This is a genomic window from Acidovorax sp. PRC11, from assembly GCF_031844105.1.
In the GTDB taxonomy this organism is placed as follows: Bacteria; Pseudomonadota; Gammaproteobacteria; order Burkholderiales; family Burkholderiaceae_C; genus Paracidovorax.
On sequence record NZ_JAUZUQ010000001.1, the window covers coordinates 149,361 to 162,510 of the forward strand.

The 13,150-nt window shown below is 70.4% G+C and carries 12 protein-coding genes; 9 read left to right on the plus strand and 3 right to left on the minus strand.

Features of this window, described 5'->3' with window-relative positions; translation table 11 throughout:
- The first annotated feature begins 8 nt into the window (after positions 1 to 8).
- From upp to Q9R47_RS00720, 8 genes are all read left to right on the plus strand, one after another.
- Complete coding sequence (gene upp / locus Q9R47_RS00680) at positions 9 to 656, plus strand: uracil phosphoribosyltransferase (protein WP_026431280.1); 648 nt, start codon at positions 9 to 11, stop codon at positions 654 to 656.
- Positions 657 to 747: 91 nt separating this feature from the next.
- Complete coding sequence (locus Q9R47_RS00685; RefSeq protein WP_311231337.1) at positions 748 to 1,758, plus strand: BMP family protein; 1,011 nt, start codon at positions 748 to 750, stop codon at positions 1,756 to 1,758.
- 28 nt (positions 1,759 to 1,786) lie between these two features.
- On the plus strand, positions 1,787 to 3,379 hold the full coding sequence (locus Q9R47_RS00690; protein WP_311231338.1) for an ABC transporter ATP-binding protein: 1,593 nt from the start codon (positions 1,787 to 1,789) through the stop codon (positions 3,377 to 3,379).
- Entirely contained in the window at positions 3,376 to 4,437 is a 1,062-nt protein-coding gene (locus Q9R47_RS00695; protein ID WP_311231339.1) for an ABC transporter permease, read from the plus strand. The genes Q9R47_RS00690 and Q9R47_RS00695 overlap by 4 nt, the downstream gene beginning before the upstream one ends.
- Positions 4,434 to 5,357 (plus strand): ABC transporter permease, encoded by a 924-nt coding sequence (locus tag Q9R47_RS00700; RefSeq protein ID WP_311231340.1) that lies wholly within the window; start codon positions 4,434 to 4,436, stop codon positions 5,355 to 5,357. Before Q9R47_RS00695 ends, Q9R47_RS00700 begins: the two co-directional genes overlap by 4 nt.
- Positions 5,358 to 5,483: 126 nt before the next feature.
- Positions 5,484 to 6,146 carry a GNAT family N-acetyltransferase gene (locus Q9R47_RS00705; RefSeq protein WP_311231541.1) on the plus strand — a complete coding sequence of 221 codons (663 nt, stop codon included), beginning with the start codon at positions 5,484 to 5,486 and terminating at the stop codon, positions 6,144 to 6,146.
- Positions 6,147 to 6,353: 207 nt separating this feature from the next.
- Entirely contained in the window at positions 6,354 to 6,977 is a 624-nt protein-coding gene (locus Q9R47_RS00715) for a DUF4230 domain-containing protein (protein ID WP_311231341.1), read from the plus strand.
- A 214-nt stretch (positions 6,978 to 7,191) separates the two neighbouring features.
- Positions 7,192 to 8,469, plus strand: coding sequence for an amidohydrolase family protein (locus Q9R47_RS00720; RefSeq protein ID WP_311231342.1), 1,278 nt, complete (start codon positions 7,192 to 7,194; stop codon positions 8,467 to 8,469).
- A 65-nt stretch (positions 8,470 to 8,534) separates the two neighbouring features.
- On the opposite strand, the gene Q9R47_RS00725 is transcribed toward Q9R47_RS00720, so the two are convergent.
- The gene (locus Q9R47_RS00725; protein WP_311231542.1) at positions 8,535 to 10,031 is read right to left on the minus strand and encodes a winged helix-turn-helix domain-containing protein; all 1,497 of its coding nucleotides are present in this window, start codon (positions 10,029 to 10,031) and stop codon (positions 8,535 to 8,537) included.
- Between the two features lie 477 nt (positions 10,032 to 10,508).
- Here Q9R47_RS00725 and Q9R47_RS00730 point away from each other — a divergent pair, with 477 nt between their 5' ends.
- Positions 10,509 to 10,880: a hypothetical protein gene (locus Q9R47_RS00730; protein WP_311231343.1), complete on the plus strand. Its 372-nt coding sequence runs from the start codon at positions 10,509 to 10,511 to the stop codon at positions 10,878 to 10,880.
- 147 nt (positions 10,881 to 11,027) lie between these two features.
- Here the strand turns inward: Q9R47_RS00730 and Q9R47_RS00735 are convergent, their stop codons facing one another.
- Complete coding sequence (locus tag Q9R47_RS00735; protein WP_311231344.1) at positions 11,028 to 12,341, minus strand: hypothetical protein; 1,314 nt, start codon at positions 12,339 to 12,341, stop codon at positions 11,028 to 11,030.
- A gap of 22 nt (positions 12,342 to 12,363) precedes the next feature.
- The gene (locus Q9R47_RS00740) at positions 12,364 to 13,119 is read right to left on the minus strand and encodes a hypothetical protein (RefSeq protein WP_311231345.1); all 756 of its coding nucleotides are present in this window, start codon (positions 13,117 to 13,119) and stop codon (positions 12,364 to 12,366) included.
- Positions 13,120 to 13,150 lie beyond the last annotated feature (31 nt).

Consider the following 13,150-nt stretch of genomic DNA (forward strand, 5'->3'; position numbering starts at 1 on the left):
CCACGCCCATGAGCACCGAGAACCCCTCCGGCAACGTCCACGTCATCACCCACCCCCTGGTGCAGCACAAGCTCACCCTGATGCGCCGCAAGGACGCCAGCACCAACAGCTTCCGCCGCCTGCTGGGCGAGCTGAGCACCCTGATGGCCTACGAGATCACGCGCGACATGCCGCTGTCCGACATCGAGGTCGAAACCCCGCTCGAAACCATGACCGGCAAGGTCATCGACGGCAAGAAGCTCGTACTCGTCTCCATCCTGCGCGCGGGCAACGGCTTCCTCGACGGCATGCTCACGGTGGTGCCCGGCGCGCGCGTCGGCCACATCGGCCTCTACCGCGACCCGCAGACGCTGCAGCCGGTCGAGTACTACTTCAAGATGCCCTCCGAAATGGAAGAGCGCGACATCATCGTGGTGGACCCGATGCTCGCCACCGGCAACTCGGCCGCCGCCGCCGTCGCCAAGCTGAAGGAACTGAAGCCGCGTTCGGTGAAGTTCATGTGCCTGCTGGCCGCGCCCGAAGGCGTGGCCACGCTGCAGAAGGCGCACCCGGACGTGCCGATCTTCACCGCAGCGATCGACCGCGAACTGAACGAGCACGGCTACATCCTGCCGGGGCTGGGGGATGCGGGGGACCGGATTTTCGGCACCAAATGAGGGACGTGCCGCGGAGCGCGGATGGCATGCATCCTGCTTGACTGCGGCAATCTCCCGTTACGTCACTCTTTTTCGACCCAAGGAACCCGCGATGACCTCCCGCCGCCTCTTCACCGGCCGCCTGCTCTGCACCTCCCTGGCCATCTCCGCCACGCTGGGCCTTGCGCCCGTGGCGGCCTTCGCCCAGGCCAAATTGAAGGTGGCGGGCATCTATACGGTGCCCTACGAGCAGCAGTGGGTGAGCCGCATCCACAAGGCGCTGAAGGCGGCCGAGGCGCGCGGCGAGATCGAATACAAGAGCAGCGAGAACGTGGCCAATGCCGACTACGAGCGCGTGATGCGCGAGTACGCCAACGGCGGCAACCAGCTGGTCTTCGGCGAGGTGTTCGGCGTGGAGTCCGCGGCCCGCAAGGTGGCCAAGGACTTCCCCAAGACGGCCTTCGTGATGGGCTCCTCGGGCAAGCCGCAGGCGCCCAACTTCAGCGTGTTCGACAACTACATCCAGGAGCCCGCCTACCTCACCGGCATGATCGCGGGCGGCATGACGAAGACGAACAAGATCGGCATGGTCGGCGGCTTCCCCATTCCGGAAGTGAACCGCCTGATGCATGCCTTCATGGCCGGCGCGAAGGAAGTGAATCCGAAGGTGGAGTTCACCGTCACCTTCATCAACAGCTGGTTCGATCCGCCGAAGGCCAAGGAAGCCACCTTCGCGATGATCGACAAGGGTGCGGACGTGCTCTATGCCGAGCGCTTCGGCGTGAGCGACGCGGCCAAGGAAAAAGGCAAGCTGGCCATCGGCAACGTGATCGACACGCAGCCCCAGTACCCCGACACCGTGGTCGCCTCCGCCTTGTGGCACATGGAGCCGAGCGTGGACCGCGCCATCGGGCTCGTGAAGGCCGGCAAGTTCACGGCCGAGGACTACGGCCCGTATTCGATGATGAAGCACAAGGGCTCGTCCCTCGCGCCGCTGGGCACGTTCGAGAAGAAGGTGCCGGCCGACGTGGTGGCCAAGGTGAAGGCGCGCGAAGCCGAGATCCTGGCCGGAAAATTCACCGTGAAGGTGGACGACAGCCAGCCGAAGTCCACAGCGAAGTAAGCCGGCGGCCCGCCTCCCTTTCTTCCCCATGCCCGCACCGCCACCGGCCGCCGCGCCGGACACCGTGCTGCGCCTGTCCGGCATCACCAAGCGCTTCGGCAGCCTGGTGGCCAACGACGGCATCTCGCTCACGCTCGCGCGCGGCGAGGTGCTGGCGCTGCTGGGTGAAAACGGCGCGGGCAAGTCCACGCTGATGTCCATCCTGTTCGGGCATTACGTGGCGGACGCCGGCAGCATCGAGGCGTTCGGCCGCCCGCTGCCGCCGGGGCAGCCACGTGCGGCGCTGGCGGCGGGCGTCGGCATGGTGCACCAGCATTTCACGCTGGCCGACAACCTGAGCGTGCTGGACAACGTGCTGCTGGGCAGCGAGCCGCTGTGGCAGCCGTTCTCGCGCCGCGGCGCAGCACGCGCGCGGCTGCTGGAGGTGTCGCGGCGCTTCGGCCTGCCCGTGGTGCCGGAGGCCCGCGTGGGCGATCTCTCCGTGGGCGAGCGCCAGCGCGTGGAGATCCTGAAGGCGCTCTACCGCGGCGCACGCATCCTCATCCTCGACGAACCCACGGCCGTGCTCACGCCGCAGGAGAGCGAGGCGCTCTTCGCCACGCTGGGGCAGATGGTGGCCGAGGGCCTGTCGATCATCTTCATCAGCCACAAGCTCGGCGAGGTGCTGCGCGTGTCGCACCGCGTGGCCGTGCTGCGCCAGGGGCGGCTGGTGGCCGAAGCGCCCGCCGAGGGCACCACGCAGGCGCAGCTCGCGCAGTGGATGGTGGGCCACGCCGTCGAGCGCGCCGAGCGCCGGCCCGCGCGGCACGTGGGCGATGCCGTCTGCACCCTCGACGATGTCCATACCGCCGGCGGGCGCGATGCGCTGCACGGCGTGCGCCTTCTGCTCCGCGCGGGCGAGATCACCGCCATCGCGGGCGTGTCGGGCAACGGCCAGGTGGCCCTGGCCGACGTGCTGTGCGGCGTGCGCATACCCACGCGGGGCACGGCCGTGCTGCAGGGACGGCCGCTGCCGGCGAATCCCCAGCGCCTCGTCGCCCAGGGCGTGGCCCGCATCCCCGAGGACCGCCACGCCGTGGGCGTGGTGGGCGATCTGCCGGTCTGGGAGAACGCCGTCTCCGAACGCCTGGGCAGCCGCTGGTTCTCCCGCCCCTGGTTCACCGCCGGCTGGGTCAAGCGCCGCGCCGCGCGCGAGCATGCCCGCCGCGTGGCCGAGACCTTCGACGTGCGCGGCGGCGGGCCTGACGTGCCGGCGCGGTCGCTGTCGGGCGGCAACATGCAGAAGCTGATCCTCGGACGGGCGCTGCTGTCGCCCGATCCGCACCATCCGGAGCCTCCGAGGCTGATCGTCGCCCACCAGCCCACCTGGGGCCTGGACATCGGCGCGGTCACCTTCGTGCAGCAGCAGCTCATCACCGCGCGCGACGCGGGCGCTGCCGTGCTCCTCATCTCGGACGATCTGGACGAAGTGCTGCAACTGGGTGACCGCGTGGCGGTGATGCACGGCGGGCACCTGACCGACGCCTTGCCGGCCGAAGCCTGGACGCGCGAGGCCATCGGCTTGGCGATGGCCGGGGAAGGCTCTGGCGCGGGCCACGCACCGGGCAACGACACCCCATGAGACTCGAAAAACGCCACCGCACTTCCGCCGCGGCCTACGTGGCCGCGCCCGTCGGGGCCGTGGCCTTCACCCTCCTCGTCTCCGCGCTGCTGGTGCTGTGGGCGGGCGCCCCCGTGGGCCGCACCTATGCGCTGCTGGCGCAAGGCGCTTTCGGCTCCGTCTTCGCGCTCACCGAAACGCTCACGCGCGCCACGCCGCTGATCCTGACGGGCCTGGCCGCGGCCGTGGCCTTCCGCGCGCGCCTCTTCAACATCGGCGCCGAAGGCCAGCTCTACGCCGGCGCCATCGCCGCGGTCGCCGTGGGCGGCATGCACGGCGGCACGGGCCTGGAATGGTCGCCCTGGGTGCTGTTCCCGCTGATGATGCTGGCGGCGGCCCTGGCCGGCGCTGCGCTGCTGCTCGGCCCGGCGCTGATGAAGGCGCGCCTGGGCGTGGACGAGGTGGTGACCACGCTGCTGCTCAACTTCGTGATGCTGCTGCTGGTGTCGGCCCTGCTCGACGGCCCGATGAAGGACCCGTTGGCGCTGGGCTGGCCGCAGAGCGTGGCGCTGCAGGGCGACCTGGAACTCTCGCGGCTGGTGGCGGGATCGCGCCTGCACACCGGCCTGCTGATCGCCGTGGGCCTGGCGGTGCTGCTGTGGGCGCTGCTGGCGCGCACCGTGCCGGGCTTCCACATCCGCGCGGCCGGCGCCAACCCGCGCGCCGCGGCGTTCGCGGGCGTGCCGGTCACGCGCACCGTGGTGCTCGTGGCCCTGCTCTCGGGCGGGCTCGCGGGCCTGGCGGGCGCGGTCGAGGTCGCGGGCCGCACGGGCTACGTCACGCTCGACATGTCGCCGGGCTACGGCTACAGCGGCATCGTGATCGCCATGCTGGCCGGGCTGCATCCGCTGGGAGTGGTGGCCGCAGGCATCTTCGTGGCCGGCGTGCTGGTGGGCGCCGACAGCATGAGCCGCGCCATCGGCGTGCCCACCTACATCGCCGACGTGATCGTCGCCGCTTCGCTGATCGCGGTGCTGGTGGCGGGGCTGCTGGCCCAGTACCGGGTGAAATGGAAATGACCGAGCTGCTCGACATCCTGGCCAACCCGGCCTTCTGGATCGCGACGCTGCGCGTGGCCACGCCCCTCATCCTCGGCACGCTGGGCGTGCTGCTGTGCGAGCGCGCGGGCGTGCTGAACCTGGGCATCGAAGGCATCATGGTCGCGGGCGCCTTCACCGGCTGGCTCACCGTGTATGCCGGGCACGGGCTGTGGGCGGGCGTGGCGGTGGCGGCGCTCACGGGTGCGGTGTTCGGCCTGCTGCACGCCTGGCTCACCGTGGGCCTGGCGCTGTCGCAGCACGTCTCGGGCCTGGGCATCACGCTGCTGGCGACGGCGCTCAGCTACTACGGCTACCGCGTCGGCTTCCCCAAGGTGAACACGCCGCCCACCATCACGCCGTTCGCGCCCATGGAGTGGCTGGGCGTGCCGATCCTTTCGGCGCAGACGCCGCTCACGCTGCTCGCGCTGCTGCTCGCTCCGCTGCTGGCCTGGGCGCTCTACCGCACGCCCCTGGGCCTGGCGGTGCGCATGGTGGGCGAGAACCCGCAGGCGGCCGAAGGCCAGGGGATTTCCGTGGCGGCCACGCGCACGGGCGCCATCGTGGCGGGCTCGGCGCTGATGGGCGTGGCAGGCAGCTTCCTCACGCTGTCGGCGTTCAACGCGTTCTTCTTCAACATGGTCAACGGCCGTGGCTGGATCTGCGTGGCCCTGGTGGTGTTCGCATCGTGGCGGCCCGGCAAGGCACTGCTCGGCGCGCTGCTGTTCGCGTTCTTCGATGCGCTGCAATTGCGCCTGCAGCAGTCGGGCGAGGCATGGCTGCCGTACCAGGTGTACCTGATGCTGCCGTATCTGCTGTCCATCCTGGCGCTGGTGCTCGTGGCCCGCAAGGCCGCGTACCCGCAGGCGTTGATGAAGCCGTACCGCAAGGGCGAACGCTGAGCCACAGGCGCTGGAAAACGAACGCTGAGGGCCCGCGCACGGCGGGCCTCCATCGCCTGCAGGCATGGGGCGCACTACCATCGGCGGATGCCGAAACCCATGCCAGACCCTGCCGCTCCGGGCCAGATGCCGGGCGGCCCCACTTCCATCGACCCGGCCCTGCTGCGCTCGCCCCGGCTGCGCCTGCGCCAGTGGACGCCCGCGGACCGCGCGCCGTTCGCTGCGCTCAATGCCGACCCCGTGGTCATGGAGCATTTCCCGGCGCCGCTGGAACGGGCGCAGAGCGATGCCATGGCCGACCGCATCGAAGCGCTGATCGGCCAGCAGGGCTGGGGATTCTGGGCGGCCGAACTGGTGGACGGACAGGACGGCCCGTGCGCGCCCGGTGGAACGTTCATGGGCTTCATCGGCCTGCACCAGCCCACGGCACCGCTGCCCTTCACACCCTGCGTGGAGATCGGCTGGCGGCTCGCACGGCCCTTCTGGGGCCGCGGCCTGGCCACCGAGGGCGCGCGGCTGGCGCTACGGGCGGGATTCGAGGCGCTGGGCCTGGAGGAGATCGTCGCCTTCACCGCGCAGCGCAACCGGCGATCGCAGGCGGTGATGGCCCGCCTGGGCATGCGCGAATCGCCCGCGGAGGCGTTCGAGCATCCGTCCGTGCCCGAGGGCCATGCGGTGCGCCCGCATGTGCTCCACCGGCTCACGCGCGCGGCGTGGCGAGCGTCCCTTCAACCCGCCTGCACGGGCGTGCACAGGCCCACCAGCACGCCATCGCCATCTTCGACATAGGCGATGGTCTGGCCCCAGGGCATGCGCTCCGGAGCGCGCACCTGCCGGCCACCGGCGGCCACGGCGCGCGCGAGCTGACGCCGCGCCACGAAACGACGAGCTTACTTCCCCGCGGCACAGCGCCTGACCATCCAGGCCGCCGGTGCCTGGGCGCTCGCGGAAGACCTTGCCATGGCTCCCTTTCCACCCGCAGGGCCACAATGGGGCATGCGACGCGTCTCCCTTTCCGCCCTCCTGCTCGCCGCTGCCATCGCAGCCGCAGCCGCCTGGACCCTGGGCAGCCGCCACGCCGCGCCCCCTGCTCCGGCGTCGCCGCCGCTGGTCGCGGTGGAATCCCTGGGCGACCTCGTCTCCGTGCGCGTGCGTTACGCCAACGTGGTCGAATTCCACCGCGCGATGACGCAGGGCATCCCCTGGACCCGCTGGGAACTGCCGATCGGCGAAACCCGGGTGCTGCTGGTGGCGCGCGGCGATTGCCTGGTGGGCACGGACCTGCGGGCCGCCCGCTACGGGCAGGTGGACACGGCCGCGCGCACCGCCGTGCTGGCGCTGCCCGCGCCGCGCACCGTTTCGGCCCGCGTGAACCACGGCCCGCGCGACGAGGGCGGCTCGTACTTCTATGCCCTGCACGGCAGCGGCCTGGAGCCCTTGGTGCCGGGATCGGAGCACCGCACCCAGGCGATCGAGGCGGCGTTGCGCATCGCCCAGCAGGACGTGGCCCAGGCCTGCGCCACACCCGAGACGCTGCGGGAAGCGCGTTCGAACACCGAGGCCGTGCTGAAGCCCCTGTTGTCGGCCTCCGGCTGGAACGTGGTGGTGCGCTGGCCTTGAGAGCGGCTAACACGACCCAGCGAAGCGGTTCTGGCTAGGCGCTGCATCGCAGGCAGTACGAGCAGTACGACAAGATGCGGCAACGACGCCAGAAGGGTCGTGTTAGCCGCTCTAAGCCCGCGGCACGCTGGCGACTGGCCCAGAATATGCAATCGGCAGAGGATGTCTCTGCCGCCCTCCCGATGACCCCAGATCCACGAACCCCGGTGACCCCATGCTCGACCTGCTGATCCACGACGCCACCCTGCCCGACGGCCGCACCTCCATGTCGGTGGCGGTGCAGGACGGCCGCATCGCCGAAGTCACCGAAGGCTTGCGCGCGCCGGCCCATGCCACCGTGGATGCCGCCGGCATGCTGCTGAGCCCGCCGTTCGTGGACGCGCATTTCCACCTGGACGCCGCGCTTTCCTACGGCCTGCCGCGCGTGAACGCCAGCGGCACGCTGCTCGAAGGCATCGCGCTCTGGGGCGAACTCAAGCCGCTGCTCACGCAGGAGGCCATCGTGGAGCGCGCCCTGGCCTATTGCGACTGGGCGGTGGCGCGCGGGCTGCTGGCGATCCGCAGCCACGTGGACACCAGCGACCCGAGCCTGCTGCCCGTGGAGGCGCTGCTGGAGGTGAAGCGCCGCGTGGCGCCCTACCTCGATCTGCAGTTGGTGGCCTTCCCGCAGGACGGCGTGCTGCGCACGCCGGGCGGCCTCGACAACCTGCGCCGCGCGCTGGACCTCGGCGTGGACGTGGTCGGCGGCATTCCCCATTTCGAGCGCACCATGGCACAGGGCGCCGAGAGCGTGCGCCTGCTCTGCGAACTCGCCGCCGAGCGCGGGCTGCGCGTGGACATGCATTGCGACGAGAGCGACGACCCGCTCTCGCGCCACGTCGAGACCCTGGCGCACGAGACGCACCGGCTGGGCCTGCACGGCCGCGCCACGGGATCGCACCTCACGTCGATGCACAGCATGGACAACTACTACGTGAGCAAGCTGATCCCGCTCATGGCCGAGGCGCAGCTGGGCGTGGTGGCGAACCCCCTCATCAACATCACCCTGCAGGGCCGGCACGACACCTACCCCAAGCGCCGCGGCATGACGCGCGTGCCCGAACTGCTCGCGGCCGGGCTGACCGTCGCCTTCGGCCACGACTGCGTGATGGACCCGTGGTACGGCGGGGGCAGTGCCGACATGCTCGAAGCCGCGCACATGGGCCTGCACGTGGCGCAGATGACCGGGCAGGAAGCGATGCGCCACTGCTTCGCCGCGGTGACGGAAAACCCCGCCCGCCTGCTGGGCCTGGAGGGCTACGGCCTCGCTCCCGGCTGCCATGCGGATTTCGTGCTGCTGCATGCGCGCACGCCGGCGGAAGCGATCCGACTGCGCGCCACGCGCCTGGGTGTCTGGCGTCGCGGACGGCGGGTGGCGGGCAGCCCCGCACCCGCAGCGGACCTGTCGCTGCCGGGCCGGCCGTCGCAGGTGGATTTCCTGCACGGCCGCTGACGCAGGAACTCTCCGCGCCCCAGCGGCCAGCCCAGGACCTCCCCTGACCCGGGCCGGTCCAGCGGCTATCCCTTCCAGCCGGCCCGGCGCAGGCAATCGGTGTAATACGCCATCTGCCCGGCGTCGGCGAAAGGGTGGCAGGCCTTCAGCGCCTCGGCCGGGTACGGGCCGAACCGGCGCGCCTGCTCCAGGGTGCGGCGGCCGTCGACGGCATGGCCGGCCGCGGTCTGGCAGGCGGCCAGCAGGTAGTGGTTGAACAGCCAGTCCGGGCGCTGCGCGAGCGCCTGCAAGGCGAACCCCTCTGCTGCGGGGTAGTCGCCCTCGACGAAGCGCGCGATCGCCCGCGTGCGCACCCAGAGGCTCGTCTGCGGATCGAGCGGACTGGCCTCGCAGGCCTGCCGGGCGCAGGCGTCCGCCTCGCGCGTGCGGCCGCTGAATGCCAGCAGCCGTCCGAGCTCGCCCGTGGCCGCGGCGAATTGCGGGCACAGCGACAGCGCCAGCTCCTGCTCGGACACCGCCTGCGCGAACTGGCCGGAGAACGACAGCGCGGTGCCGAGCGTGAAATGCGCGAAGGCATCGGTCTCGTCGCTGGCCACCGCCCGCAGCGCCAGCCGGCGGGCCTCGGAGGCATCCATGCGCACGCACGCCGACCGGCCCGCCCACACGCTGGCGATGCGCACGAAGGCCAGCAGCGACAGGCTGGGTGAATCGTCGGGCCGTGCCCGGAGTGCCCGCTCCGCGTAGTGCTCGGCCTGCCGCAAGTGGTCGCGGCCGGAGCGCCAGAAATGCCAGCGCGCGCGCATGAGCAGCGGCCAGTACTGGCCATCCTGCGGCGCCACGGCCCCGTGCAGGCCTTCCTCGCGCCGCAGGTGGACCGGCTCGACGGCCCCCGCGATGGCGGCGGCAATGCCCGACTGCGCCGCGGCGAGGTCGTCCGCGGGCCGCTCGTAGCTCTCGGTCCAGATGGTCTCGTTGCGTGGCGCGTCGATCAGCTCGGCCGTCACGCGCACGCGGCCCGCGTGGAAACGCGCCTGCCCCGACACCAGGTAGCGCACGCCGAGTTCGCGGGCGACCACGGCATTGGACGGCAAGGCATCGCCGTAGCGCTGCGTCGCGTTGCGCGCGATCACCCCCAGCCAGCGGGAGCGGGACAGCCGGTGGATCACGTCCTCGGCCACGCCGTCGGTGAAGTGCCGCTGCACGGCCTCGGCGCCTCCGCCGAACGGCAGCACGGCGACCGCCCGGCCGTCGACCTCCGGCATCGGCCCCACCCCCGCCTCGCGCGCCGGCAGCGGCTCCCGCGGCCCTGCCACCCTCCCCACGAAGCGGTATCCCTGGCCCGGAATGGTGACGATGCGGTCCGCGCCCACGAGCTTGCGCAGCGCGGAGACATGCACCTGCAAGTTGTTCTCCTCCACCACCACCCCGGGCCACACCTGCCGGAACAGTTCGGATTTCGTGACGAGCATGCCGGCGCGGTGCACCAGCGCGCACAGCACGTCGAAAGCCCGCGCGCCCACCGCCACGGGGCAACCGTGCGAAAGCAGTTGACGCTCATTCACTTTCAGCAAGAAATGATCGAATGCGAATTCTGAGGCCATCATTTTTCTCTGGTACGGGCTTCGCGGTTCCTCCCCGCGGAACGCACTCTAACGCGTGCGCCACGCTGCCACGCATGCATGTAATCAAATGCAATCGCAAGTGGCACTACGGTACACAAGCGGGCGATTTCCAGAGAATGCATAAATAATATTTATCGCCAGGGAAATAAATAATTCATTGAAATCCGGCATATGAAACCCCGCCAGATCCCGAGAGGAATAACGCCGGAGGCGCCCTTTCATAAATATTCAGGAAAATAAAGCGACCCTTCAAGCCTGAATAATCGGGAAACCACGGAATGCGTCTGCCTTCCCAGCAGAGTGCGGCCCGCGAAAAGCGGAGCACCTCACTCCGAAGGCACCCCCATGGCCGGAGGCAGAAACATTGCATCGCTCCGGCTTACTTCCAACGCAACTGAAATCAGAGAGAGGAAAATCATGTCCGACTGCAATTGCAATCAAAACAAGGCATCCAGCAACGAAGACCACCTGCCGAATTACGCGGTGGAGGGATTCGCTTCCAGCACGTCGCCGGACAATTTCGACGATGTGCGTGCGCAGCTGGTGGGCGTCGATGCGGTGGCCATCCAGTCCTGCGTCACGGGAACCTACAACCCCAGCACGCACCAGCTGTGCTTCAAGGCACCGATCATCGGCACGAAGTGCGTCACGGTCCCCTCGACCGTGCCTCTGCCGGCGGGGGCGGTGAAGGTGTGCATCGCGACCTGCGGCACCATTCCGTGCGGCGCCAAGGTGACGGCCTACCTCAACAACAGCCCGGTGTACACCACCAAGTTCGGTTGCTGCTGAGCACCGCCCGGGCCGCGCGCACCACGCCTCGGGCGTGACGGGCGCGGTCCAGGAACAGCCCTTCAGGCCCTGCCGGAACGGCTGTTCTTGCGTGCAATCCGCTGTCCGGCTGCCTGCCGGGGCGTGGCGTCCGGCACCGCCGCCGGGTCAGTCGCCCGGCCCGTCCGCCACATGGCACTCGCGCCGCAGCAGGGCGCGGGCTTCCTCCAGGCGCTCGTCCCGCGGGTCGAGCAGCGTGCGGCCCGACTCGTCCACGAACGACTTCCAGAGCGCGAGGTAGCTGGCACGGCGCACGCTGGCCGCATGGTCGCGGATGAACGCCTCCGCCAGTGCGGGCTGCCAGCCGTGGCGGCGCACGCGGCGCACCAGGCTCGCGGCGGCCTTCTCGGTCAGCACGGTCTTGCGCGGCACGCCGGCCGCGAGGCACAGGAACAGGGTGAGCAGCGAATGCTCGTCCTCGTGGCCCTGCGTGAGGCGTTCCCAGGTGCGGCTGGTGGGCGTGGCGGGCTCGCCACCGTCCTCTTCGCCGCCCGCCTCCAGCAGCGCATCCAGGCCGTGGTGGTAGTCGTCCACCTCGGCGAGCGGATCGTCCTGCAGAAAGTACCGGGCGCGGAAGCTGCCCATGGGCCGCAGCAGCGTGCGGGTTGCCACGGACTCATCGAGGATGCGCGCGGCATCGGCGAGCACGGCCGGGGCCTGTGCTTCCGCCACCGCCGCCGCGTCGGCGGGCATGCCGCCCGGCAGCGGCAGGCGGGCCGGCGGCGGGATGCCCTTGCGGCGCATCGCCGACAGGCGCTTCTCGAACGACACGGCATGCGGCCAGGCCTCGGCGGCCGGATGCATCCAGTGCCAGAGCAGGCCCATGCGCACCACGGCCTCGGCCTCGGCGCCCGATTCCTCCAGGGCGGATTCGTCCACGCCCAGCCGCTCGGCGAACCAGCGCGCGGCGGCGATCGCGGCGGCGATGCCGCTGCGCCGCTCCAGCTCGGCGCGGTATTCGGCATGGCTGCGCAGCGACCACACGGAGAGCTGCTGCACGTCCGGCTCGCCCGTGGTGGACAGGAAGCCGAAATTGCTGCTCTGCGGCAGCGCGATCAGCCGGCGCAGCCGGTCCGATCCCGCCTTGGAGCGCGACAGGAAGGTGTGTTCGCGCAGCATCTGCGCGGCACGGCCCAGATCGCCGCCGCTTTCTTCCAGCAGGTCGAGGCTGACGAGGTTCACCATGCGATCGCGCGCCCGCTCCAGGTCGGGCCGCAGGAATTCGGTGCCGAAATAGCGGGCGATCTGCACCATGCCCTTGGGCGCGTCGGCGCCGATGGCCTCCACCTTCTCCGGCGGCACGATGCCGTGGCGGATACCGTGGAGCAGCGCCTTCTCGAAGAACGCGCGCGCGTCGTGCAGCGAGAGCGCCGACGAGGCGCCCTGCCCGGACGGTGCGGAATCGGGGATGGAAGACGTCATCGCAGCGCGCCTCGCGGGGTTCTCAGATCGCCGACTCTTCGTCGGAGGCGCGCGCGGCCGGCGTGGCCTTGCCGCGGTCGGTCTCGCTGGTCTCGAACTTGCCGTCGTCGTCCTCGTCCGTGCCCGCCTCGTCGTCGCCCAGCCCTTCGTCGTGGGCCTGCGCCTTGGCGCGCAGCACGAGCAGCGTTTCGATGAACAGGTCCGGGCACTGGTAGCGCAGCAGCCAGGCGAGCTGCATCCAGTCGCGGTCGGCCACCTCGTCCTGGTCCACCTTCGGCGGCGCGTAGGCCACGTTGAAGAGCTGGTCCTCGGTGAGCGAGGGGCCGTAGTCCTCGGTGGCATCGAAGAGGCCGGTGCGCGCGAAGGCCTCCAGGCGGCTCCACTTCTCCGCGAAATAGTGGGCCAGGGCCTCGCTGCCGCCTTCCAGGTCGCCGATGGCGGTGATGAACTCCAGCGGATCGGCGTCGCCGCGGAACACCACCGCGTTCACCATGCTGCGCAGGTGGGTGTGGGTGGCGTCCTTGTACTGCTTCTCCAGCACCAGCGCGCGCGCGAATTGCTCCGGCGTGACCAGCATGTTCACTACCGACGCCTTGGATTCGTCGTATTCGCGCATCACGGCGAGCACGTCCTTGGGCGCCAGCTCGCCCAGCACTTCCACCAGCGCGCCGTCGCCCTGGGTGTCGGCCAGTTCGGAGAGGGCGGATTCCGCGCCCACGATGTCGCCGGCGGCGATCAGGGCCTGGGTCTGGGTGATGAGGGCGAGGTGTCTTGACATGGGTGGGCAGCGGAACGGAAGCGGGTTCGGC